The organism is Comamonas sp. CAH-2, assembly GCF_009668305.1.
Classification (GTDB): domain Bacteria; phylum Pseudomonadota; class Gammaproteobacteria; order Burkholderiales; family Burkholderiaceae_C; genus Comamonas; species Comamonas aquatica.
In genome coordinates, this window is record NZ_VSWF01000036.1 from 1 (window position 1) to 24908 (window position 24908).

Genomic DNA, 24908 nt, shown 5'->3' on the forward strand with positions numbered 1-24908 from the left:
ATCTTGACGTTGGCGATGTCCACGCCTGTGCCGTCGGACTTCACGCGGACTTTGACGTTGTAGTCCACCACGCGCTTGACTGGAACCAATACCTTCATGCTGCTGCTCCTTGGATCAGTGTGATTGCAAGTTGTTTGAATTGACGTAAACGTAAACTTGGAACATTCTATGCCGCGATGCAGCAAGTCCCGTAAAAAGACGTTGCCAAGCAGGGCGGATAAAAAAGAACGATCGTTCCATTTTATGCACGCAGCTTGTGAAATCCCCAGCGTTTTTTGATCAACCTAGGGTCTTCACCTAGGCGCGATGGTCCACGGCCTCAGGGTCCACATCGACGTCTTTTGCGCCGGGTGCACCGCCCGACCACTCCAGCACCTGCCGTGGCACTGGCAGCTGGATGCCCGCCGCGCGCAAACCCTGCAGCACCGCCAGGTTGACGTCGGAGCGGATGTTGCCCTGTCCGTTCTGTGGGTCACTGATGTAGTAGTTCAGGCTGAACTGCAGGCCATGCTCCAGGAAATCCACCAGTTGCACCGAGGGCCCCGGCTGGGCCAGCACGCGGGGCTGGCTGGTCGCCGCCGCCAGCAGGACCTGGCGCACCTGCTCCACATCGCTGTCCATGCCGACCACCATCGTGGTTGACAGGCTGAACCGGCGATCGGATTGCGTCAGGTTCTCCACCCGCTGGGTGATCAGGGTTTCATTCGGCACGATGGATTCGCGGCCATTCAAGGCCTGGATGACCGTGAAGCGGGTCTTGATGTCGGTGATGCGGCCCTCGAACCCATCGACGCGGACGTTGTCGCCAATCCGCAGGGCCCGCTCAATCAGCACCAGAAAGCCGCTGACGTAGTTGGAAGCGATCTTCTGCATGCCGAACCCCAGGCCAACGCCGATCGCGCCGCCCATGACCGACAGCGTGGTCAGGTCCATGCCAACCCAGGACAGCGCCAGCAGCAGGCCCACGGTGATCAGCACCCCGCGCGTCACATTCATGCTGACCTTGCGCATGGACAGGTCACCGACCCAGCGGTTGATCACATGCTGCTCGAACAGGCTGGACACCCACAGGACCACCACCAGCATCAGGCCGGTGGACAGCGCGCCCTCAATCAGACTCAGCAGGCTGATCTGCGACTTGCCCAACGTCAGCCGGACGGCATCCAGCTCTTCCAGCACCTGCGTCAGCAGGCCCAGGCTGTGCAGCACGGCCAGCCCCCAGACCATCCACGAGAACACCCGCTCGATCAGGCGCATGCCGGTGGATTGGGGGAACGACTTGCTCAACACCCGGGCCACGAAGCGGATCACGGTCAGCGAGCACAGCAGCGAGATGGCGATCCGCAGCCAGAACACTGGCATGTACTGCACCATGATGGCTTGCGCGATGTAGATCCACAGCAACGCCATCAAGGGGAACATCGCCCCATGCAACGGATTGGAGCCAAACCAGACCGAGGCGGCGCGCCCCTTGTGCTTCAGGTGGCGGCCCCAGAAGCGCACGCAGACGTAGGCCAGCAGCAAACCGCCGAGCACGATAAAAAACTCCAGCCAGGCGCTGGAGTTGTTGAAGTCATCAATCAGCTTGTCAACGATGTCCATGGTGCAACCACCCTGCGGCTATGAATGGGCTGATTGTGGCGCAGTCTGCCGGGGTGGCCGGCCTGCGGCCCACCCGGCATGCCCCGGCCTACTGGCGCCAGTGGGGCACGCGCTTTTGCGCGAAGGCCTGCGCGCCTTCCTGGGCGTCAGCATCCATCATGTTGCAGGCCATGACCTCGCCGGCCAGCTGGTAGGCCGCCTGCAGACCCAGTTCACGCTGGCGGTACAGCAGTTCCTTGCCCATGCGCACCGCCGTTGCCGGCTTCTGCACGATGGCCTGCACCAGCTTCTCCACCTCGGCATCCAACTCCTCGGGGGCCACCACGCGGTTCACCAGACCCCGGGACTGGGCCGTCTCGGCGCCCAAGAAGTCGCCCGTCAACAGCATTTCCATCGCCTGTTTGAAAGGGATGTTGCGCACCAGGGGCACGCTGGGCGTGGCACAGAACAGCCCGTACTGAATGCCACTGGTGGCAAAGCTGGCGTGCGTGCTGGCCACCGCCAGATCACACTGCGCCACCAGTTGGCAGCCCGCCGCCGTGGCCATGCCCTGCACCCGCGCGATCACGGGCACCGGCAGGCGCGCAATGCTCAGCATCATGCGCGAGCATTGCGCGAACAAGTCCTGGTAATAGTCCAGCTGCGGGTGGGCCGCCATGTCCTTGAGGTTGTGCCCGGCACAAAAGGCCTTGCCTTGGGCGGCCAGCACCACCACGCGCACGCCGGTGTCGGTGGCCAGCTCCGTCAGGGCCGACTGCAGGGCCTCCAGCATGGGGGCCCCCAGGGCGTTGAAGCGCACCGGATCGTTCAAGGTCAGCGTGACCACGCCGCGCGCATCGCGCGTTTGCAGCAGCAGCTCTGCATCCATACCCACCTCCACTCAAACATCGGCCAGCACACGCAGGTGTGCTTCTACACTGCGTGACAGCGGCCCCATCATGTAGCCCCCCTCCAGGCAGGAGACGATGCGCCCCTTGCTGAAGCGGCGGGCAATGTCCTTGATGCGTTCGGTCAGCCAGATGTAGTCGTTTTCCGTGAGGCCCAGCTGTCCCATGTCGTCGTCGCGGTGGGCATCGAAACCGGCGCTGACGAAGATCATCTCGGGCTTGAAGGCCTCCAGCCGGGGGATCCACAGCATCTCGACCAGCTCGCGGATGTCCATGCCCTTGGTGTAGGCCGCCACCGGGATGTTGAGCATGTTCGCGGCCGGCTCCTTGTCGCCGCTGAACGGGTAGAAGGGGTGCTGAAAGAAACTCACCATCAGCACGCGGTTGTCACCGGCCAGGATGTCTTCCGTGCCATTGCCGTGGTGCACGTCGAAGTCCACAATCGCCACCCGCTTGAGGTTGCGCCGCTGGAGGGCGTGCAAGGCGGCAATCGCCACATTGTTGAAGAAGCAAAAGCCCATGGCCTTGTCGCGCGTGGCGTGGTGGCCGGGGGGACGGATGGCGCAAAAGGCGTTTTCCAGTTCGCCGTCCAGCACCGCATCGGTGGCCGCCACCGCCGCGCCGGCCGCGTGCAGCGCGGCAGTGAAGGTGTGGGCGTTGATGGACGTGTCGGTGTCCAGCTGGGTGTATTCGGGGCCGCCGGCGGCCTGCTCTTCGACCAGCCTGTCGGTCAGGCCACGCAGGGCCGCCACGTGCATGCGGTCATGGGCCAGTTCGACATCGCTGAGCGCGGCGGCGGGTGCCTCGATCCGTTCGAGACCGTCCAGCACCCCGGTCATCAGCAACCGGTCCTCGATCGCATCCAGGCGCTGCGGACACTCCGGATGCCCTGGCCCCATCTCATGCTGTCGGCATGAGTGATGAGAAAAATAGCCTGTCTTGCCCACTTTTCTTGTCCCCTGTTGTCATTGTTTTCGGATACCTTCTGTGCATGACATCACAAAAAATCCGGTCTCTTTTGGATCAGCTTAACACGGTGATCGTTGGCAAAAAACAGCAGGTCCAGGACTGCGTGGCCTGCCTGCTGGCCGGTGGACACCTGCTGATCGAGGATGTGCCGGGCGTGGGCAAAACCACCCTGGCCCATGCCCTGGCCCATGCGTTCGGCCTGCAGTTTGCCCGCGTGCAGTTCACCGCCGACCTGATGCCCAGCGACCTGACCGGGGTGTCCGTCTACGACCGGGGCAGCGAAGGCTTCGTGTTCCACCCCGGCCCCGTGTTTGCGCAGGTGCTGCTGGCCGATGAAATCAACCGGGCCAGCCCCAAGACCCAGAGTGCGCTGCTCGAAGCCATGGAGGAAAAACAGGTCTCCATCGAAGGCCGGACCCACCCGCTGCCCACGCCGTTTTTCGTGATTGCCACCCAGAACCCGCAGGAACAGCTGGGCACCAACCCCTTGCCCGAGAGCCAATTGGACCGTTTCTTGATGCGCGTCAGCCTGGGCTATCCCGACCGTGCGTCGGAGCTGCAACTGCTGGCCCACCACGGCCACCGCGCCCACGCCGACCAATTGCCGCCCCAGCTGACGCCCGAGGAGCTGGCCGCGCTGCAGCAGGCGGTGCTGCAGGTCCACGCGGCCGAGCCCTTGCTGCACTACATCCAGGACCTGGTGGATGCCACGCGCAACGGGCAGTGGTTTGTTCAGGGCCTGTCCCCCCGCGCCGGCATTGCCCTGCTGCGCGCGGCCAAGGCCAATGCCCTGCTGCACGGCCGCGACTACGCATCGCCCGACGATGTGCAGGCCATGTTCGTGCCCACCATGGCACACCGCCTGCACGCCGTGGCGCGCGCCGGCCGGGGCACGGTCGCGCAGGTCCAGGCGCTGTTGCACACGGTCGCCCTGCCCTGATGTCCGAGCCACAGCGCCCCACCCGCAGCCGCTGGCGACAGCGCTTGCACAACTGGGTCACGCGCGGCCAGGTACCCGGTGCCGAGCACACCCTGGGGCACCGCAACATCTATGTGCTGCCCTCCGCTGCCGGCTGCATGCTGGCGGCCACGCTGCTGGTGCTGCTGGTCGCGTCGATCAACTTCCAGCTCAACCTGGGCTACCTGCTCACCTTCCTGATAGCCGGCAGTGCCCTGGCCAGCGTCTGGGTGGGCCACCGCAACCTGCAGGGCCTGCAACTGCACCTGGGGTCGCTGCAGCCCGTGTTCCAGGGCGAACGCGCCACCGTGCCGCTGCACCTGCAAGCCCCGGCCGCCGGCCCACACCGCCACGGCCTGTCCGTGGCGCTCAACCGCTCGCAAGGCCCGCTGGCCTGGGTGCATGCCGACGTGGCCGCCGGCCACACACAGGTGGTCGAACTGGGCAGCGTGCCGCACCAGCGCGGCTGGCACCGCGTGCCCCGGGTGGTGCTGGAAAGCCGTTACCCGCTGGGCGTGTTCCGCCTGTGGAGCTATTGGCAGCCCGATGGCCGGGTGCTGGTCTACCCCTGCCCCGAGACACCGGCGCCGCCCATCCAGCACCTGGACCACGCCCACTCCGGCACCAGCTTGCCGCAGCACAGCGGCATGATTGAGCCCGACAACGTGCGCCACTACCAGCGCGGCGACAGCCTGCGCAGCATCGTGTGGAAGAAAGCCGCCTCGGCCCTGGCCCTGGGCCACGGCGACCTGGTCGTGCGCAGCGGCACGGCGCCCCAGGCCGACCGCCTGTGGCTGGATGCCCGCGCCACGGGCCTGACCGATCCCGAGGCACAGATCGCCCGCCTCACCGCCTGGGTGCTGCAGGCCCACGCCCAGCAGGCGCTGTGGGGGCTGCGACTGCCCAGCGGCCAGCAATTGCCCCAAGCCATGGGCGAGCCGCATTTGCACGCCTGCCTGGCGGCATTGGCCGTGGACGGCAAATCCGCCGCGCCGCATTAGAGTTTTGAATCAAATAACCTTCCAGCGCGCATACAGCCTACGCAAGCAGCTATCAAAAATGGATTCCACCACCACCCCTCCCCTGCCGCGCGAGACCCGCGACACCTTGCTGGTGCTGGGGGTGGTGGCCCTGGTGCTGCTGCCGCAGGTTGCCTACCTGCCGCCGTGGGCCAGCGCGCTGGCGGCACTGCTGCTGGGCTGGCGCATGTGGCTGGCCCACAGCGGCCAGCGCCTGCCGGGCACCTGGCTGCTGGCGGCCCTGCTGGCCTTGGCCGTGGGTGCCACGGCGCTGCAGTTCCGCTCCATCGTCGGCCCCGAGGCCGGCGTGGTCCTGGTGATCCTGCTGCTGGTGCTCAAGACCCTGGAGATGCGCGCGCGCCGCGACGCCATGGTGATTTTTTTCCTGGGCTTCTTCACGCTGCTCACCCTGTTCCTGCAGTCCCAGTCGCTGAGCATGGCCCTCGCCATGCTGGTGGCCGTCTGGGGGCTGCTGGTCTGCCTGGTGAATGCGCACATGCCGTCCGGCTACCCCAGCCTGCGGAAGCTGGTGCGCACCGCGGGCCTGCTGATGCTGCTGGGCGCGCCCCTGATGCTGGTGCTGTTCCTGGCCTTCCCGCGCCTGCCACCGCTGTGGGGCCTGCCCACGCAGGCCAGCAAAGGCACGACTGGCCTGTCCAACGACATGACCGTCGGCCAGGTGGCCGAGCTGGCGCAAAACCACAGCGTGGCCCTGCGCGTGCGCTTTGACAGCCCCGATGGCAAAGCCCCGCCACAGCGCTTGCTGTACTTCCGGGGGCCGGTGCTGAGCCACTTTGACGGGCGCAACTGGCAAGCGGACGCCGACGGCGCCCCGTATACGCTGCCGGCGACGGCCCAGGTCGCCGCCTCGGGGCTGGGGACGGCCATCGACTATGAAATCACCCTGGAGGCCCACCAGCAGCGCTGGCTGCTGACCCTGGATGCCACCCTGTCGCCCCCGGACGCCCAGCGCCGGGTGCAGCGCACCGCAGACCTGCAGTGGCTGACGGCGCGCCCCCTCACCGAGGTGCTGCGCTACCGCGCCCAGGCCCATCTGCACTACGCCTATGGCCAGCAACTGTCGGACTTCCAGCGCAGCCAGCACCTGCAGCTGCCGCCTGACCTGAACCCCCGCACCACGCAATGGGCGCAGACGCTGCGCCGCGACCACGGCACGGATGACACCGCCATCGTCCAGGCCGCTCTCAATCACCTGGGCAGCGGCCGCTACGTCTACACGCTGGCGCCCGATGTGGTGCCCGGCCCGCACACGGCCGACGCCTTCTGGTTCGAGACGCACAACGGCTTTTGCGAGCACATCGCCTCGGCCTTCACGGTGCTGATGCGCGCCGCCGGCATTCCGGCACGCATCGTCACCGGCTACCAGGGGGGCGAGCGCAACCCGGTGGACGGGCTGTGGACCGTGCGCCAAAGCGACGCCCACGCCTGGACCGAAGTCTGGCTGCCCCACGAGGGCTGGCTGCGCATCGACCCCACCTCGGCCGTGGCGCCCTCGCGCACCGAACAGCTGCAACGGCTGTCACCGCCCACCTCGGCCTTCGGTGGCGCCATGGACCAGGTCATCAGCCCCGACGTCCTGCGCCGCCTGCGCGCCAACTGGGAAGCCCTCAACCACCGCTGGAACGACTGGGTGCTGAATTACACCCCGCGCGACCAGTCGGCCCTGCTGCAGCGCCTGGGCTGGACCGACTGGAGCATCCCGCAACTGGCGGCCGGGCTCAGCGGCCTGCTGGCCCTCGCCACCCTCGGTGCGGCCTGGCAGCGCTGGCGCCGGCGCTGGGTGGCCGACCCCTGGCTGCGCCTGATGCAGCAGGCCCGCCAGCAGTTGCAGCGCCAGGGCCTGGAGCATGCGGACACGCGGGGGCTGCAGGCCCTGGCGGCCGCTGCCCAAGCACAATGGGGGGATGAATCCCAGCCACTGCAGCAGTGGCTGCTGCAGATGGAACAATGGCGCTATGCACCGCATGGCCCCCAGACGCCCAGCCTGGCCCAGCTGCGGCGTGCATACCGCGCTTTGATTTGGCCCAGCCCCCGTACTCCATGAAACGTTTGCTTCCCTCCTTGTTCCTGATTGGCCTGGTCACAGGCTGCGCCACCCACCTGCCTGCAGACGCCCAGAACAGCGCACCCCGCGCGCCCAAAAACACCCCTGCCAAGAGCACGGCCGCCAGCGCACCGTATGCACAACGCGCCGATGCCCAGCTCTGGGCGCGCGAAATGGCCGCGCGCCAGCACCTGGACCTGGCATGGATACAGGCCCAGCTGGCGCAGGCGCGCTTCCTGCCGCAGGTGCCGCGCCTGATGACGCCGGCCCCCAAGACCAGCACCACCGCGCGCGATTGGGGCGACTACCGCCGCCGCTTCATCGACCCGGTGCGCATCAACGCCGGGGTGCGCTTCTGGGACCAGAATGCCGACACCCTGGCGCGTGCCGAGGCGATGTTTGGCGTGCCCGCCGAAATGGTGGTCGGCATCATCGGCGTCGAAACCATTTACGGCCGCAACATGGGCAACCTGCGCGTGCTGGACAGCCTGGCCACCCTGGCCTTCGATTTCCCGCAGGCGCATCCACGGGCCGCAGAACGCCAGCGCTATTTCCAGGGTGAGCTGGAGCAGTTCCTGGTGATGATGTACAACGTTGGCACGCCGACCACGGAGCCGCGCGGCAGCTACGCCGGGGCCATGGGGCTGGGCCAGTTCATGCCCACCAGCTGGGCCCAGTGGGCCGTCGACTTTGACCGCGATGGCCGCATCGATCTGTTCAACAGCGCGGCCGATGCCATCGGCTCGGTGGCCAACTACTTCAAGGCCCATGGCTGGGTCAGCGGGCAGCCGGTCTGGTACCCCGCCCTGTTCAACACCGACCGCCTGAACCTGCCGACCCTGCTGGCACCGGACATCCGCCCCAGCTTCACGGCGGCCCAGATGGTCGAGCTGGGCGTGGTGCCCCAGGGCGGGCTGGACCATGACGGCCCACTGGCGCTGATCGAGTTGAAAAACGGCGAAGCCGCGCCCAGCTACCTCGTCGGCACCCAGAACTTCTACACCATCACGCGCTACAACTGGTCCAGCTACTACGCCACCGCCGTGTACGACCTGGGCCAGGAGGTCAAGGCCGCGCGCCAGAACCGCGCGCCCGAGGTGGCCCAGCCGGCCACCATCCCCGACCTCGCCCCCGCGGCCACCGCCACAGCGCCCTAGAGCGCAGCACAAAGTCCACCTGCGTGGCAAGCAAGGACATTCCCCGCCCGTGCTTGCCCCAGTTGGAAAGATGGCGTCGGCGGCGCAATCTGAACTCCTTTTTGTCACACGGTACACAAGGAGTTTTCGGAATGCGCCACGCTCTCTCTCCCCTGGTTCTAGCTCTGTGCGGCATGGGCCTGTGGTCTGCCGCTGCCCAGGCCCAGACCTTCAAAGAGCCCGACACCGTCAAGATCGGCTTCATCACCGACATGTCCAGCCTGTATGCCGACGTGGAAGGCAAGAACGGGGCGGTCGCCATCCAGATGGCCATCGATGACTTTGGCGGCAAGCTGCTGGGCAAGCCCATCGAACTGCTCACCGCCGACCACCAGAACAAGGCCGACATCGCCGCCAGCAAGGCCCGCGAATGGATCGACCAGCAGGACATCAGCCTGGTGTTTGGCGGCACGAACAGCGCCACCGCCCTGGCCATGGCCAAGGTCGCCCAGGAGAAGAAACGCATCTTTGTGGACAACGGCGCCGGCAGCTCGGCACTGACCAATGAACAGTGCAGCCCCTACACCGTGCACTATGCCTTCGACACCGTGGCCCTGGCCAAGGGCACGGGCAAGGCCGTGGTGGAAGCCGGGGGCAAGAGCTGGTTCTTTTTGACCGCCGACTACGCCTTCGGCCATGCGCTGGAAGCCGACACCTCCAAGATCGTCGAGGCCAATGGCGGCAAGGTGGTGGGGGCGGTCCGGACGCCGCTGAACGCCAGCGACTTCTCCAGCTTCATGCTGCAGGCCCAGAACAGCAAGGCCCAGATCCTGGGCCTCGCGAATGCCGGTGGCGACACCATCAACTCCATCAAGGCGGCCCGCGAATTCGGCGTCACCAAGGGCATGAAGCTGGCTGGCCTGCTGATTTTCTTCAGCGACATCCACAGCCTGGGCGTGAAGAACACCGAAGGCCTGCAGTTCACCACCAGTTGGTACTGGGACATGAACGACGAGTCGCGCAAGTTCGCCGACAAGTTCATGGCCAAGACCAAGCGCCGCCCCAGCGAAATCCAGGCCGCCGACTATTCGGCCACCATGACCTGGCTGCAGGCCGCCCAGCGCGCCGGCACGCTGGAAGCCGACAAAGTCATGGCCGAGTGGAAGAGCAAGCCCATCAAGGACTTCTTTGGCGAAGGCGTGATCCGCCCCGATGGCCGCTACGCCCACGACATGTACCTGATGGAAGTCAAGTCCCCGGCCGAATCCAAAGGCACCTGGGATTACTACAAGCTGGTCAAGAAGCTGCCCGCCGACCAGGTCTGGACCACCAAGGCCGAAAGCAAGTGCCAGTACTGGAAGTGAACGGTTAGCTCCTCGGGCCCTGACGGCCCGGCCGCCGTTCAGGGCTGGTGCAGTGGCAGGCGCACCCAGGTCTCCAGCCCAGGCTGCGCCAGCCGCCAGCCGATGCGCCCCTGGTGCAAGCGCACGATGGCCTTGACACTGGCCAGCCCCAGGCCATGCCCCGGCTGCTGCTGGTGCTGCGGGTCGCGCACAAAATGCTCGGACAGGCGTTCGAGCATCGCGGGTGCCACACCGGCACCATGGTCGCGCAGCCGCAACTGCACCTCGTGGCCCTGGCGCTGCAGGTGCACTTCCAGGCAGCGCTGCTCGGCGGACAGCCCGTATTTCAGGAAGTTGTCCAGCAGGTTGGACATCGCATTCGCCAGCAGGTGCGAGTCCCCCAGCACCCAGCCACCGGGCTCCAGCGCCAGCTGCAGTTCCACCTGCCGGTCACTGAACAGCGGTTCGTAGTACTCCAGCACCTCCTGCAGGACCTGCTGCAAATCCAGGGGCTCGAAGTTGTGCTGCCCCACCCCGGCCTCCACCTCGGCCAGCAACAGCATCTTGCTGAACAGGCGCTGCAGGTGGTCCAGCTCCTCCTGCACCTGGTCCAGCAGCGCCGGGCGCAGGCTTTCCGGCGCCAGCTTGGCCGCCTGCACCCGGTGCAACGCGCGGTTCAACGGCGTGCGCAGGTTGTGCGCCACCATGTGCGAAACATGGCGGATACCGCGCACCAGTTGCTCCAGCTGTTCCAGCATCTGGTTGATGTCCTGCTCCAGCAGGCTGAACTCATCGCTCTTGCGGTTCATGGGAATGCGAAAGTGCAGGTTGCCCTGGCCAGCCTGGCGGATCGCCTGGCGGACTTCCGCCGCACGCTTGTCCATCAGGCGGCGGAACACCATTGCGCCCAGCAGCGACAGGCCCACCGCCAGCCCCAGTGCCAGCGCCGTGGCCTTCATGTAGCGGTGCTGGATGTCGGTCAGGGCCTGCAGGTCACTGCCGACAATCAAGAAGCGCTGCTGCCCCAGGTCGTCGATCTTGACCCGGCCATTGAAGCTGCGCGCCTCCTGCTCCACGGGCAAATCCTGCAGCGCCGCCACGCGCGGCGCATGCACCAGGTCGATGGTGGCATTGCCCGCCCAGACCGCGCCATCCAGGTGCTGGTAAATGAAGATCTCATCCTGGCTGTCGATGCCGTCGCTGACCAGGCGCTGGATCTCTTCCACCAGCCCGGCCTCGCCGTGCTGGGCATACACGCTGAGCAGGCGCTTGCTGTTGCGCAGCGCATAGTCATCCAGCCGCTGGCTGACCGTGCCCACGATCTCCACGTAGTACACGGACAGCGTGCCCACCAGGATGCTGACCACCACGGCGCTGAAGCACAGCGCCAGCCGAAAGGAGCTGGATTTCCAGGCCCGGTGGAAGGGCCCCAGCACGGGGTGTGTCGCCGTGGTCATTTACATCGCCACGGGCACGTCGATGCGGTAGCCCATACCGCGGACCGTGCGGATCAACGAAGGCCCGCCGCCCACATCAATCTTCTGCCGCAGGTGGCTGATGTGCACGTCGATGATGTTGGTCTCGGGCTGGAAGTCGTAGGCCCAGACGTTCTCCAGCACCATGGCGCGCGTCACGGTCTGCCCGGCGTTCTTCAGCAGATAGCCCAGCAGCTTGAATTCGCGCGGGTTGAGCGCGATCCGCTCGCCCGCGCGGAACACCGCGTGCGCAATCAGGTCCACCTGCAGGTCACCCAGCTGCAGCACATGGCTGGCTGGGGGCGCGGACGTTGCCGTGCGGCGCACCAGGGCCTCGATGCGGGCCTCCAGCTCCTCCATGATGAAGGGCTTGGGCAGGTAGTCGTCCGCCCCGGCCTTGAGGCAGCGCACGCGCTCGTCCGTCTGGCCCAGCGCACTGACCACCATGGTCGGCGTGGTGTTGGCCACGGCCCGCAGGGCCTTGAGCACATCCAGCCCATCCACCCCCATGGGCAGCATGCGATCCAGCAAGATGCAATCCCAGGCGCGTGACAGCGCATGCTGCAGGCCGCTGTTGGCCTCGGTCACATGCACGACCTGGTAGGTGGCTGGACACAGGTTGCTGGAGATGTACTCCGCAATCGCTGCATCGTCTTCAATCAACAAAATATGCTTCATGCGTCAACACCACAACGGTGGGCACAGGACAAAGCCGCCCCAGGGGGCGGCAGGTTCACGAATGGCTCTGGGGCACCACCATGCCCCAGAGCCATTCTGTCGGGAAGCGCAGCGCGCTCAGATGTGAGATGTACGTAGGCTGCGGCGCAGGAACTTGAACAGGGTCCAGCCCAGCATGGCCAGGGTCACGTACAGCAGGGTGGCACTGATGGGCCGGTCAAAGAAGATGGCCGGATCGCCACGCGACAGCAGCAGCGCGCGGCGCAGGTTTTCCTCCACCATCGGCCCCAGGATGTAGCCCAACAGCAGCGGCGCGGCCTCGAAGCGCAGCAGCATGAACAGGTAGCCCAGCACCCCCAGCCCGGCCACCATGTAGATGTCGAAGTGGTTGTTGTTGACGCTGTACACCCCCAGGGCCACGAACACCAGGATGGCGGGATAGAGCCAGGTGAACGGAATGCGCAGCAGCGACACCCAGATGCTGATGGTGGGAATGTTCAGCAGCACCAGCATCAGATTGCCGATGGCAAAGCTGACCACCAGGCCCCAGAACATTTCGGGCTGCTCGTTGATCAGCATCGGCCCGGGCGTGATGCCGTGGATGATCAGCGCCCCCAGCATGATGGCCATCACCGCATCCCCGGGAATGCCCAGCGACAGCGACGGCACGAAGGCGGTCTGCGCCGCAGCGTTGTTGGCGGACTCGGGGGCAGAAATGCCTTGCACGGCGCCCTGGCCAAACTGGTTGGGATCCTTGGCCACACGCTTTTCAATCGCATACGACATGAACGCGGCAATCGACGGGCCCACGCCAGGCAACGCTCCCAAGGCCGAGCCCAGGGCCGAGCCACGCAGCATGGCGGGATAGCTGCGCCTCATCTCCTCGCGCGCGGGGATCATAGAGCGCAGTGTGACCTTCTCCACCTTCTGCGAGTCGTCCTGGCCGTGGATGTTGCGCACCACCTCGGCCACACCGAACAGGCCCATGGCCAGGGCCACCAGGTTGATGCCGTCCATCAGCTCCGGAATATCGAAGGTGAAGCGGGCGGCACCGGAATTCACGTCAGTGCCCACCATGCCCAGCAGCACACCCATGACCACCATCGCCAGCCCCTTGACCGGGGAGCCGGTGCCCATGGACGAGGCCGCCACCAGGCCCAGCACCATCATGGCAAACAGTTCAGCAGGGCCGAACTTCAGGCCCACCTCGGCAATCGCGGGCGAGAACAGCACCAGCAGCACCAGGCCGATCATGGCGCCGACCAGGGACGCGATCGTGGTGATGAACAGGGCAATGCCGGCCTTGCCGTTCTTGGCCATTGGGTAGCCATCCAGGCAGGTGACCGCCGACGCGGGCCCCCCAGGCAAATTCATCAGGATCGAGGCCGTCGATCCGCCGTACTGCGCCCCGTAGTACACGCCGGCCAGCATCACGATCGCCGCGGTGGGCGACATGTGGTAGGTCATGGGCAGCAGCAGCGAGATGGCCGCCAGGGCACCGATACCTGGCAGGACGCCCACGGCCGTGCCGAGAAACACCCCCAGGAAGCAATACCACAGGATGGTGGGATCGGAAGCCACCTGCAGCCCCATCAACAGATTATTAAATAGTTCCATGGTGATAATCAGAATTCAGGAAACATGGAAATCTTCATATTCAGACCGACGATGAAAATCAGGACGGTAATCACGGCGATGATGCCGGCAATCACCAGGCGCATGCCCATGTGCATGGGTTTGGGCAGGCTGGCCACCAATACGGCAATCATGGTGCTGAAAAATACGCCCAGGGTATTCAGCAAAAAGGCAAATACCACCAGTGCCCCCAACGAGGCCGCTAGGCTGTCCCAGTGCACGACGATGCGGTCGCCTTGGCGGAACCAGGCGGGCAACACGATCAACACCCCCAGGGCAAACAGCACCCAGCCCAGGATCACCGGCATATACCCGGGCCCCATGCGCGCGGCGGAACCCATGGCGTAGCCGCTTCCAGCGATGGCAAAAAATAATCCGACCGCGGCCACAAACAGGCCGGCCAGAATATCCCGTAAATCTCTAGCTAACATCACACCTCCATTGCATCGAGGAGGCGTATCTTCATGGCAGAAATGGCGATTTTTTTACGTAATACCACCTAGCGCACACTGCATTAACCACGCTTCATTTTCAAAATTAAAAAATAATCATCCAGCGCCAGTTTGCGCATCGATTTCCAATGATTTATTAAACTTATTTAATCTTTCGCCGCCATGCCTGCAGCGGATGAGCAAAAAATAATAATCAAAGCCCCCAGGCCGTGTGCCTGAATACCGCCCACCACCTCACGGCCACGCCCCTGCGCCAGCGTGGGCATTCCGCGGCCCAGGGGCGCTTTGTTTTTCATAGCTATCAGCGCTTACCAGACAAGCGCTGAAAGCCTATTGGGCACTCAACGCGCCGTGGTGTCGCTGGCGATGGGAATGTAGAACTCCCCGCCCGTGCGGTTGAACTCCTCGGCCTTGGCCTGCATGCCGGCGGCAATCCCCTGCTCTTCGGCCACGCCCTGCTGCTTGGCAAAGTCGCGCACCTCCTGGGTGATCTTCATGGAGCAGAACTTGGGCCCGCACATGCTGCAGAAGTGGGCGACCTTGGCGCTGTCCTTAGGCAGGGTTTCGTCATGGAAGGCGCGCGCCGTGTCGGGGTCCAGGCCCAGGTTGAACTGGTCTTCCCAGCGGAAGTCGAAACGCGCTTGCGACAGGGCATCGTCGCGCGAACGCGCACCCGGATGGCCCTTGGCCACATCGGCAGCGTGGGCCGCAATCTTGTACGCGATGATGCCTTGCTTCACGTCGTCGCGGTCGGGCAGGCCCAGGTGCTCCTTGGGCGTGACGTAGCACAGCATGGCCGTGCCGAACCAGCCGATCATGGCCGCGCCGATGGCCGACGCGATGTGGTCGTAGCCGGGGGCGATGTCGATGGTCAGCGGCCCCAGGGTGTAGAACGGCGCCTCGTGGCAGTGCTTGAGCTGCTCGGTCATGTTGGCCTGGATCATGTGCATGGGCACGTGGCCGGGGCCTTCGATCATGGTCTGCACGTCGTGCTTCCAGGCCACTTGCGTCAGCTCGCCCAGGGTCTTGAGTTCGGCGAACTGGGCTTCGTCGTTGGCGTCCGAGGCGCAGCCTGGGCGCAGGCCGTCACCCAGGCTGAAGGACACGTCGTACTGCTTCATGATGTCGCAAATGTCTTCGAAGTGCTCGTACAGGAAGCTTTCGCGGTGGTGGGCCATGCACCACTTGGCCATGATGGAGCCGCCACGCGAGACGATGCCGGTGCGGCGCTGGGCCGTCAGGTGGATGTAGGCCAGGCGCACGCCGGCGTGGATGGTGAAGTAGTCCACGCCCTGCTCGGCCTGCTCGACCAGGGTGTCGCGGAAGATTTCCCAGGTCAGGTCTTCGGCAATGCCACCGACCTTCTCCAACGCCTGGTAGATGGGCACGGTGCCAATCGGCACGGGCGAGTTGCGCACGATCCAGTCGCGCGTGGTGTGGATGTTCTTGCCGGTGGACAGGTCCATCACGTTGTCGGCCCCCCAGCGGATGGCCCAGACCAGCTTTTCGACCTCTTCCTCGATGCTCGAGGTCACGGCCGAATTGCCGATGTTGGCGTTGATCTTGACCTTGAAGTTGCGCCCGATGGCCATGGGCTCGATCTCGGGGTGGTTGATGTTGGCTGGGATGATGGCGCGGCCGCGCGCCACTTCGTCGCGCACGAATTCGGGCGTTATGATCTTGGGGATGGCGGCGCCCAAGCTGTTGCCGGCCAGGCGCAGTTCGCGGGCCGCGTCCTGCTGGTACTGCGCCATCCATTCACGGCGGCCGTTCTCGCGCAGGGCCACGTATTCCATCTCGGGCGTGATGATGCCGCGCTTGGCGTAGTGCATCTGGGTCACGTTCTGGCCGGATTTGGCGCGGCGCGGCTGGCGCTGCAGCGCGGCGGCCTCGGCGCGCAGCAGCGCCACGCGCGCGTCTTCCTCGCCACGCTTGCCGCCGTCGTCCAGCGCCACGCGCTGGCGGCCGACATAGAACTCGCTGTCACCGCGCGCTTCGATCCAGGCACCGCGCACACTGGCCAGGCCCTGGCGCACGTCGATGGAGGCGGTGGGGTCGGTGTAGGGGCCCGAGGTGTCATAGACGCTGACCTGCTCACCATTGGTCAGCGCGATGTCGCGCACCGGCACGCGCAGATCGGGGTGGATGGCCCCGCTCAGGTAGCTTTTGGTGGATGCCGGAAATGGCTGGCGCGACTGGGCCAGCAGATCGGCGAAACGGGCGGCATCGGGGGCATTGCCGGCGGCGGGCGTAAAGATGGCATCGGGGGCGTTCATCGCAGTCTCCAAAAAGCGTGTGAAGTTCATCAAACGCTCCGTGGAGTGCTGGGCCGCTCTGATGGCGTGGGAGATGGCTGGCGCCATCCACCTTCGCCTGCACCTGGCTCCAGCCCTGGCATTGCTCCCACAATGCCTGACCGACGCCACCGGAATCGACCGATTCCGACCAAGGCTGACACGCCCGGTGTTCCATCCCCAAAAGACAAAACCCCAGTGCGCGAGGCGCCTGGGGTTTGCTGTGCCTAGGGATGGTGGGCACCTGCCTGGCCTTGCAAAAGCCCATGTGCCTGTCCATTCCTGGCCCTGCTTCAGGGTCCCGCTCTTCTTCCGCCGGTATGAACCGGATCAAGTTCGTCGGGTTCGCTGGCCACTGTTTTCACAGCGGTTCGCATCTCAGCGCTTTCGCACACCCCGGAGCAGCCGTGAGTATAGGCGCATCTGCGTCGCCCCAGGACACCGGGCAAACGCCTAGGCTTTCAGCATCAAAACCGACTCCAGCGCTTGCTAGGCGTGCGCTGGCAACTATCAATGCTGAAAATCAGACCACGATGGCACTGGCCGAGCCGACCTGCTTGCGCAGCTCGAACTTCTGGATCTTGCCGGTGCTGGTCTTGGGCAGTTCGCCAAACACCACGGCGCGCGGCACCTTGTAGCCGGCCAGGTGCTGCTTGCAGTGGGCCACGATGTCGGCCTCGCTGACCTGGGCGCCCGGCTTGATTTCCAGGAAGGCGCACGGTGTCTCACCCCACTTGGGGTCGGGCTTGGCCACCACCGCCGCCGCCAGCACGGCAGGGTGGCGGTAGAGCACGTCTTCGACCTCGATCGAGGAGATGTTCTCGCCGCCGGAGATGATGATGTCCTTGCTGCGGTCCTTGATCTGGATGTAGCCGTCGGGGTACTGCACGGCCAGATCGCCGCTGTGGAACCAGCCACCGCGGAAGGCATCGTCCGTGGCGCTGGGGTTCTTGAGGTAGCCCTTCATGGCGATGTTGCCGCGGAACATGATCTCGCCCATGGTCTCGCCATCCAGGGGCACGGGCTGCAGGGTCTCGGGGTCCATGACCCGCACTTCGCGCTGCAGGTGGTAGCGCACGCCCTGGCGGGCATTGAGGCGGGCACGCTCGCCAATATCGAGCTGGTCCCAGCGCGCATGCTTGGCGCAGACGGTGGCGGGACCGTAGGTTTCGGTCAGGCCATAGACGTGGGTCAGGTCGAACCCCATGGCCTCCATGCCTTCGATCATCGAGGCCGGGGGCGCGGCACCGGCCACCATGGCCTTCACCCCGACAGGGATGCCCGCTTTCAGCTCGGCCGGCGCATTCACCAGCAGGGATTGCACGATGGGCGCGCCGCAGTAGTGGGTGACGCCGTGCTCGCGCATGGCGTCAAAGATGGCCTTGGCCTCGACCCGGCGCAGGCAGACATTGACCCCGGCGCGGGCCGCCACGGTCCAGGGGAAGCACCAGCCATTGCAGTGGAACATGGGCAAGGTCCACAGGTACACGCTGTGCTTGGGCATGTCCCACTCCAGCACGTTGCTGATGGCGTTGATGGCCGCACCGCGGTGGTGGTAGACCACACCCTTGGGGTTGCCGGTGGTACCGCTGGTGTAGTTGAGGGCAATCGCATCCCACTCGTCCTCGGGCAGCTCCCAGGCATAAGCGGCATCGCCCTGGGCCACGAAGTCCTCGTAGCGGATGCTGCCGACCTGCACGGCGGCCTCGCCGTACAGGGCATCGTCCACCTGGATCACCAGGATGGGTTGGGTGCGTTCGCGCAGTTGCAGGGCCTTGGCGATCACCGGCGCGAACTCGGGGTCCACGATCAAGGCTTTGGCTTCGCCGTGGTCCAGCATGAAGGCCAGGGCCTCGGCATCCAGGCGCGTGTTCAAGGTGTTCAGCACCGCCCCGGCCATGGGCACGCCGAAGTGGGCTTCCACCATGGGTGGCGTATTCGGCAGGATCACGGCCACGGTGTCGTTCTTGCCAATTCCGGCCTGGCGCAGGCTGCTGGCCAGCTGCCGGCAACGCGCATAGGTCTGCGCCCAGGTCTGGCGCAAGTCGCCGTGGATGATGGCCAGGCGCTCGGGATAGACGCTGGCGGTGCGCTCCAGAAAGCTCAGCGGGGTCAGCGCTGCAAAGTTGGCGGCATTGCGATCCAGGTGTTGGTCGAAGGTGCTGGTCATGGCTGTTGTCTCCCTGTGGGTTGTGATTTTTGACGTGGCCGTATGTTGGCATACCGCCGGCCGCACGCATGCTAAGCGTGGACCCCCAGGGTCCGCAAGTCACTTGACAAACCGGCAACGGCCCTAGGTTTGATGCGGCGCAATGTCACAAATTTCAGTATCCAGTGAAATGGGATTGCCATCTGGACTGGGTCTAAGCCAAGTCATCCATGGGAACACCCTGTGTTCATCCTGAGGTCACACCGCCAGACGGAGCAGATGGCCACGGTCCGCTCGATCCGAGTTGTCCGTGCCTTTGAAAACGACAAGTGCTTTGGAGCCACACATGAAACTCAAACTGCGCCCCCTCGTTGCTGCTGCCATGACCGTTGCAGCCCTGGCATCCGCCGCCACCTGGGCGATGTCTCCCAACAACGAGCCAATCTCTCCCCTGGTCGCCCACAAGGTGACCAACCCCGCGATGGTGGAACTGGGCAAGAAGCTGTGGTTCGATCCACGCCTGTCCAAGTCCGGCTTCATTTCGTGCAACTCCTGCCACAACCTGTCCATGGGCGGCAGCGACAACCTGAAGACCTCGATCGGCCACAACTGGGCCGAAGGCCCCATCAACTCCCCCACAGTGCTGAACTCCAGCCTGAACGTGGCCCAGTTCTGGGATGGCCGTGCCGCCAACCTGAAGGAACAAGCCGGCGGCCCGATTGCCAACCCCATGGAAATGGCATTCACCCACGAGCTGGCGGTGGACATGCTGAACTCCATCCCCGGCTACCTGGGCGAGTTCAAGCAGGTGTTCAAGAAGGACAAGATCGATATCGACCAGGTGACCGATGCAATCGCCGCCTTCGAAGAAACCCTGGTGACCCCCAACTCGCGCTTTGACAAGTGGCTCAAGGGCGACCAGAAGGCACTGAGCAAGGACGAACTGGAAGGCTACAAGTTGTTCCGCGACAGCGGCTGCGTGGCCTGCCACAACGGCACGGCCGTGGGCGGCAACTCCTTCCAGCGCATGGGCGTGGTCGAAGCCTACAAGACCAACAACCCCGCCGAAGGCCGCGTGGCGGTCACCGGCACCGATGCCGACCGCTTCAACTTCAAGGTCCCCACCTTGCGCAACGTCGAGCTGACCTACCCCTACTTCCACGACGGTGCGGCGGACACGCTGAGCGAAGCCGTGGACACCATGGGCCGCATTCAGCTGGGCAAGAAGTTCACGCCCCAGGAGAACGCCAAGATCGTGGCCTTCCTGAAGACCCTGACCGGTGATCAGCCCCAGCTGACCATGCCCATCCTGCCGCCGTCCAGCGACAAGACCCCACGCCCCCAGCCCTTCGCTAAAAAGTAAGCACGCCTGGTCCTCGGGACTTTGCGCTGACTTTTGAGCGCGCATTCATCCGCCAAGGCGCTGCAGCGCCTTGTGCGGATGCCGCTTTTTCAGGTTCTCACCCCCCACCGACATGACAACGCAGCCTCTTTCCACCTCCCACGCCACCACCCCGCACGCCCTGGAAGCCCGGCTGCGCAGCGCGGACATCCAGCCAACACGCCAGCGCATGGCAATTGCCCAGGTGCTGCTGCATGCCCCCGTGCACCTGGCGGCCGACGACATCCTGGCCGCAGCACGCAAGCTGCTGCCCAGCCTGTCCCGGGCCACGGTCTACAACACCTTGCCGCTGTTTGTCGAAAAAGGCCTGCTGCGTGCCTTGCGCCTGGATCCCGAGCGCACGGTCTACGACTCCCGCACCGACACGCACTCGCACATCTACCACGAAGACACGGGGACCCTGGAAGACCTGCCGGCCGAAATGCTGCAGTGGCCCAGCATTCCCGACATTCCCGCACACCTGGAGCTGGTGGGTCTGGATCTCATCGTGCGGGTCCGCCAGAAAAACGTGCATCCTCAGCCTCAGTGACGCCATTTTTTCCGGGTCAATGACTGACATCCCGGGTGGGGTATTTGCAAAAAAACCAATGATCAATCTTTCCATTCAATAATTACAGAAATCTATTAATTATTTAAAAATCAAACACTTAAAATAAAAATACACCGCTCAAACAATGCCTTTTATCACCAAAAGAAAACATGTTTTATATAAGACATCTTTTACGTAAAAATGGCCTTTCTGCTGACAGACTGCCATTTCGTTCCTACAATCCATCCCATCGCCACACACAGTGCGGCGAGACAAACAAATGAGGAATGCTCTGGGACTCACCAGAGCGGAGGAGGCCAGGCCTGCATCACCGATGCAGGCCTTTTTTCTTGGGTCACGTAAAAAAACTCCAACCAGCGCCCTGGGCGCACTGGTTGGAGTTTTTCAAGGGTGCGCGACGTCGAGAATCAGCCCGTGTTGCGCAAACCGGCTGCGATCCCGTTGATGGAGATATGGATGCCGTTTTTCAGGCGTTCGTCCACCTGGCCGGCACGCCAGCGCCGCACCAGCTCCACCTGCAGATGGTGCAGCGGGTCGATGTATGGGAAACGGTGGCGAATCGAACGCGCCAGCGCCGGGTTGCTGGCCAAGCGGTCCTTTTCTTCCGTGATGCGCGCCAAGGCATCGGTGGTGCGCAGCCACTCTGCTTCGATGCTGGAGAAGATACGTTTGCGCAGGCGAGTGTCGGTCACCAGTTCGCTGTAGCGCGATGCCAGGGCCAGATCACTCTTGGCGATGACCATATCCATGTTCGACAGCAGCGTGCGGAAAAACGGCCACTGGCGGTACATTTTTTGCAGCAATCCCAGCTGACGGCGTGGATCCGCCCCCTCCAGCTGCACAAAGGCCTCCACCGCAGAGCCAAAGCCATACCAGCCTGGCAAGGTCAAACGGCACTGCCCCCAGCTGAACCCCCAGGGGATGGCACGCAGATCTTCAATCGCCTGCGTGGCTTTGCGCGACGCCGGGCGTGAGCCGATATTGAGCTCGGCAATCTCCCGGATGGGCGTGGAGCCAAAGAAGTAGTCGGCAAACCCCGGGGTCTCGTACACCAGCTTGCGGTAGGCCGCCATGCTGGCCTGGGACAGCTGCTCTGCCGCCTGTAGATAGGCCCTGGTGGCCGGCTTGGTGGGCTGCAGCAACGTGGCTTCCAGCGTGGCGGCAACCAGGGTTTCCAGGTTGCGCCGGCCGATCTCCGGATTCGCGTATTTGGAGGCGATCACCTCGCCCTGCTCGGTCAGACGGATCTGGCCGCGCACGGTGCCTGGGGGCTGCGCCAGGATGGCCTGGTAGCTGGGGCCACCGCCGCGGCCCACCGTGCCGCCACGGCCATGAAACATGCGCAGCCGCAAGCCATGCTGCTGGCCCAGTTGATCGAACAGCTCCACCAGCGCCAGCTCGGCCTGGTACAGCTCCCAGTTGCTGGTGAAAATCCCGCCATCCTTGTTGCTGTCGCTGTAACCCAGCATGATGTCCTGCACGCCGCCCGAACGCTGCAGCAGCGCGGCTACACCGGGGATGGCGTAGTAGGCCTGCATGATGTCGGCGGCGGCGCGCAGATCACCGATGGTCTCAAATAAGGGCACGACGATCAGATCCAGTCGGGCATCCGGATGGTCCAGGCAGCCCTGCAGCAGGCCCACCTCTTTTTGCAGCAGCAACACTTCCAGCAGGTCGCTGACTGTTTCGGTGTGGCTGATGATGTAGTGGATGATGGCATCCCGCCCGTAACGGGCACGCATCTCCTTGGCAGCCTCGAAAATTGCCAGTTCGCTGCAGGTCAACTCCGAATACTGACCGGCCACCACGCGCAGTGGCCGCGGCTCCTGCAACAAACGCCGCAGCAACGCGCACTTTTGGACCTCATCCAGCTGCGCATAGTTGGCGTCGACCTGGGCCACCGCCAGCAGCTCCGCCACCACCGCCTCGTGCTTGTCCGAGCTTTGGCGCAAATCCACCGTAGACAGGCAGAAACCGAACACCTTCACCGCGCGGATCAAGGGGTTCAGGCGCTGCGCGGCCAGGCTCTCGCCGTGGTGGGCACGCAGGGAATCGCCAATCACCAGCAGATCGCTGAGCAGTTCCTCGGCCTGCACATACGGGTTCTGCGGTGCCACGGCATGGCGGGCCGCTTGCCCACCGGTCAGGTGTTCCAGCGTTGCAGCCAGACGCGCATAAATACCGGTCAAGGCACGGCGATAAGGTTCGTCCTGGCGGTGTGGATTGCTGTCCGGGGATGCATTCGCCAGCGCCTGCATTCCTGCCGACACATCCACCAGGCGCGCCGACATCGACAGCTCGGCCCCCAGGTAGTGCACCTCGGTCAGGTAGTGGCGCAGCACCACTTCGCTTTGTCGGCACAGCGCCAGCTTCAGTGTGTCGGCCGTGACATTCGGGTTGCCATCGCGATCCCCGCCAATCCACTGCCCCATGCGCAGGAAGCTGTGGATGGAACGCCCTTCCAGCGCATCCTCCAGCGCAGCGTAAATCCTGGGCACTTCGCGCAGAAAAGTGGCCTCGTAATAGCTCAAGGCATTTTCGATTTCATCGGCCACCGTGAGCTTGGAATACCGCAACAAGCGCGTCATCCACAGCTGCGCCACGCGGGCACGCAACATGGACTCATTGCTGGCCAGTTCACGCGGCGTGAGTGCGTCCTTGGCGCTATTGAACAACTGGGCACGGGCCTGGATGTCGTCGCGCTCCACCAGCAGGCGGGCGATGTCGTGCTCGGCCTGCAAGATGCTCTGCCGCTGCACCTCGGTGGGGTGGGCCGTCAGCACCGGGGAGACATAGGCCTGGGCCAGGGTCTGCGCGATCTCATCGGGCGTGATGCCGGCCCAGCGCAGGCGCGACAGGGCCACCTCGACACTGCCCTCCTGCGTATTGCCGGCACGCTCGTGCACCGCCCGGCGACGGATGTGGTGGCGATCCTCAGCCAGGTTCGCCAGATGAGAAAAGTAGGTGAAGGCACGGATCACACTGACCGTCTGGTCCGTGCTCAGCCCCTTGAGCAGCTTCTTCAGCGCCTTGTCAGCCTCATGGTCGTGGTCACGGCGAAAGGCCACCGACAACTGACGCACCTGCTCGATCAGCTCGTAGACCGCCACTCCTTCCTGCTCGCGAATGATGTCGCCCAGAATGCGCCCCAGCAGGCGGATGTCCTCGATCAGCGGCAGATCCTTGTCATGCTTGCGTGCCGCCCTGGCCTGCAAAGAAGCAGCGTTTTGATCTTGGTCGTTCTTTCGCGCAGCAAGCTTTTTCATGAATACTCCCACCGGTTTCTATGGCAACTTGCCATGCTAGCATCCCCCGTTGATCCGAAGGCACACGCCAAACCACTGAAGTCATGACCCTCGCCACACCCCTCCCCCCGCTTGTCATCGCCACCCGTGAGAGCCGCCTGGCGTTGTGGCAGGCCGAGCATGTCAAGGCCTTGCTGCAAGCACAGGGGCACCAGGTGCAACTGCTGGGCATGACCACCAAGGGCGACCAGATCCTGGACCGCACCCTGTCCAAGGTCGGTGGCAAGGGGCTGTTCGTCAAGGAGCTGGAAGTGGCCCTGGAAGAAGGCACCGCCCACATCGCCGTGCACTCGCTCAAGGACGTGCCCATGGACATGCCGGATGGCTTTGCCCTGGCCTGCGTGATGGAGCGCGAAGACCCCCGTGACGCCTTCGTGTCGCCCCGTTACGCCGACCTGGACGCCCTGCCCCAGGGCGCTGTCGTCGGCACGTCCAGCCTGCGCCGCCAGGTGCTGCTGCAGGCGCTGCGCCCCGACCTGAAGATCGAACCCTTGCGCGGCAACCTCGACACCCGCCTGCGCAAACTGGACGAAGGCCAGTACGACGCCATCGTTCTCGCCGCAGCAGGCCTGAAGCGCCTGGGCATGACCGACCGCATCCGCAGCATCTTCGAGCCCACCGCCATGCTGCCCGCCGCGGGCCAGGGCGCCCTGGGCATCGAGATTCGCACCGACCGCCAGGACCTGGCGCAGGCATTGGCACCGCTGGTCCACATGCCAACCTGGCTGCGCGTGGCCGCCGAGCGTGCCGTCAGCCGCGGCATGGGGGGCAGCTGCTCGGTCCCCCTGGCCGCCCATGCCGTGCTGGACGCGGGCCAGATGCGCCTGGATGCCGCCTGGGGCGACCCCGAAGGCGTCCTGCCGCTAGTGCAGGTGCAACAGACCGCCCCAGTTTCCACGCTGGAACAGGCCGAAGCCCTGGGTACGGACGTAGCACGCCGCCTGCAGGCGGGCGGTGCCAAGGTCTGCACCAACGCATAGCACTGCCGG

General features: G+C 64.7%; 19 protein-coding genes, 1 pseudogene and 1 riboswitch. Of the genes and pseudogenes, 8 read left to right on the top strand and 12 right to left on the bottom strand.

Annotation, left to right across the window (positions count from 1 at the left end):
- From FYM52_RS15520 to FYM52_RS15535, 4 genes and pseudogenes are all read right to left on the bottom strand, one after another.
- Positions 1-98: pseudogene (locus FYM52_RS15520) on the bottom strand (electron transfer flavoprotein subunit beta/FixA family protein); the annotation flags it as partial.
- A gap of 199 nt (positions 99-297) precedes the next feature.
- Positions 298-1602, bottom strand: a complete 1305-nt coding sequence (locus tag FYM52_RS15525) for a mechanosensitive ion channel family protein (RefSeq protein ID WP_154164750.1) — start codon at positions 1600-1602, stop codon at positions 298-300.
- An 88-nt stretch (positions 1603-1690) separates the two neighbouring features.
- The gene (locus FYM52_RS15530) at positions 1691-2470 is read right to left on the bottom strand and encodes an enoyl-CoA hydratase (RefSeq protein WP_154164751.1); all 780 of its coding nucleotides are present in this window, start codon (positions 2468-2470) and stop codon (positions 1691-1693) included.
- Between the two features lie 12 nt (positions 2471-2482).
- Positions 2483-3436: a histone deacetylase family protein gene (locus FYM52_RS15535; protein WP_043386956.1), complete on the bottom strand. Its 954-nt coding sequence runs from the start codon at positions 3434-3436 to the stop codon at positions 2483-2485.
- A 44-nt stretch (positions 3437-3480) separates the two neighbouring features.
- Between FYM52_RS15535 and FYM52_RS15540 the strand changes: the two genes are divergently transcribed.
- From FYM52_RS15540 to FYM52_RS15560, 5 genes are all read left to right on the top strand, one after another.
- A complete protein-coding gene (locus tag FYM52_RS15540) occupies positions 3481-4398 on the top strand; it encodes a MoxR family ATPase (protein ID WP_154164752.1) in 918 nt (305 codons plus the stop codon).
- A complete protein-coding gene (locus tag FYM52_RS15545; protein WP_154164753.1) occupies positions 4398-5417 on the top strand; it encodes a DUF58 domain-containing protein in 1020 nt (339 codons plus the stop codon). Before FYM52_RS15540 ends, FYM52_RS15545 begins: the two co-directional genes overlap by 1 nt.
- A 58-nt stretch (positions 5418-5475) precedes the next feature.
- Complete coding sequence (locus FYM52_RS15550) at positions 5476-7500, top strand: DUF3488 and transglutaminase-like domain-containing protein (protein WP_154164754.1); 2025 nt, start codon at positions 5476-5478, stop codon at positions 7498-7500.
- Positions 7497-8657, top strand: a complete 1161-nt coding sequence (gene mltB / locus FYM52_RS15555) for a lytic murein transglycosylase B (RefSeq protein ID WP_154164755.1) — start codon at positions 7497-7499, stop codon at positions 8655-8657. The genes FYM52_RS15550 and mltB overlap by 4 nt, the downstream gene beginning before the upstream one ends.
- A gap of 131 nt (positions 8658-8788) precedes the next feature.
- Positions 8789-10000, top strand: a complete 1212-nt coding sequence (locus FYM52_RS15560) for an ABC transporter substrate-binding protein (protein ID WP_043386961.1) — start codon at positions 8789-8791, stop codon at positions 9998-10000.
- 38 nt (positions 10001-10038) lie between these two features.
- On the opposite strand, the gene FYM52_RS15565 is transcribed toward FYM52_RS15560, so the two are convergent.
- From FYM52_RS15565 to FYM52_RS15595, 7 genes are all read right to left on the bottom strand, one after another.
- On the bottom strand, positions 10039-11436 hold the full coding sequence (locus tag FYM52_RS15565) for a HAMP domain-containing sensor histidine kinase (protein WP_154164756.1): 1398 nt from the start codon (positions 11434-11436) through the stop codon (positions 10039-10041).
- Positions 11437-12132 carry a response regulator transcription factor gene (locus FYM52_RS15570; protein ID WP_154164757.1) on the bottom strand — a complete coding sequence of 232 codons (696 nt, stop codon included), beginning with the start codon at positions 12130-12132 and terminating at the stop codon, positions 11437-11439.
- A gap of 117 nt (positions 12133-12249) precedes the next feature.
- Positions 12250-13749, bottom strand: a complete 1500-nt coding sequence (locus FYM52_RS15575) for a tripartite tricarboxylate transporter permease (RefSeq protein ID WP_154164758.1) — start codon at positions 13747-13749, stop codon at positions 12250-12252.
- Positions 13750-13757: 8 nt separating this feature from the next.
- Complete coding sequence (locus FYM52_RS15580; RefSeq protein WP_154164759.1) at positions 13758-14198, bottom strand: tripartite tricarboxylate transporter TctB family protein; 441 nt, start codon at positions 14196-14198, stop codon at positions 13758-13760.
- A gap of 167 nt (positions 14199-14365) precedes the next feature.
- Entirely contained in the window at positions 14366-14515 is a 150-nt protein-coding gene (locus FYM52_RS15585; protein WP_154164760.1) for a hypothetical protein, read from the bottom strand.
- Between the two features lie 45 nt (positions 14516-14560).
- Positions 14561-16495 (bottom strand): phosphomethylpyrimidine synthase ThiC, encoded by a 1935-nt coding sequence (gene thiC / locus FYM52_RS15590; protein WP_154164771.1) that lies wholly within the window; start codon positions 16493-16495, stop codon positions 14561-14563.
- Between the two features lie 308 nt (positions 16496-16803).
- Positions 16804-16922: riboswitch (TPP riboswitch) on the bottom strand.
- Between the two features lie 114 nt (positions 16923-17036).
- Complete coding sequence (locus FYM52_RS15595; RefSeq protein ID WP_154164761.1) at positions 17037-18683, bottom strand: acyl-CoA synthetase; 1647 nt, start codon at positions 18681-18683, stop codon at positions 17037-17039.
- 325 nt (positions 18684-19008) lie between these two features.
- Between FYM52_RS15595 and FYM52_RS15600 the strand changes: the two genes are divergently transcribed.
- Entirely contained in the window at positions 19009-20025 is a 1017-nt protein-coding gene (locus tag FYM52_RS15600) for a cytochrome-c peroxidase (RefSeq protein ID WP_043386976.1), read from the top strand.
- A 112-nt stretch (positions 20026-20137) separates the two neighbouring features.
- Positions 20138-20593 carry a Fur family transcriptional regulator gene (locus FYM52_RS15605; protein WP_154164762.1) on the top strand — a complete coding sequence of 152 codons (456 nt, stop codon included), beginning with the start codon at positions 20138-20140 and terminating at the stop codon, positions 20591-20593.
- A gap of 428 nt (positions 20594-21021) precedes the next feature.
- On the opposite strand, the gene ppc is transcribed toward FYM52_RS15605, so the two are convergent.
- On the bottom strand, positions 21022-23880 hold the full coding sequence (gene ppc / locus FYM52_RS15610) for a phosphoenolpyruvate carboxylase (protein ID WP_154164763.1): 2859 nt from the start codon (positions 23878-23880) through the stop codon (positions 21022-21024).
- Positions 23881-23963: 83 nt separating this feature from the next.
- Here ppc and hemC point away from each other — a divergent pair, with 83 nt between their 5' ends.
- The gene (hemC, locus tag FYM52_RS15615; protein WP_154164764.1) at positions 23964-24899 is read left to right on the top strand and encodes a hydroxymethylbilane synthase; all 936 of its coding nucleotides are present in this window, start codon (positions 23964-23966) and stop codon (positions 24897-24899) included.
- Positions 24900-24908 lie beyond the last annotated feature (9 nt).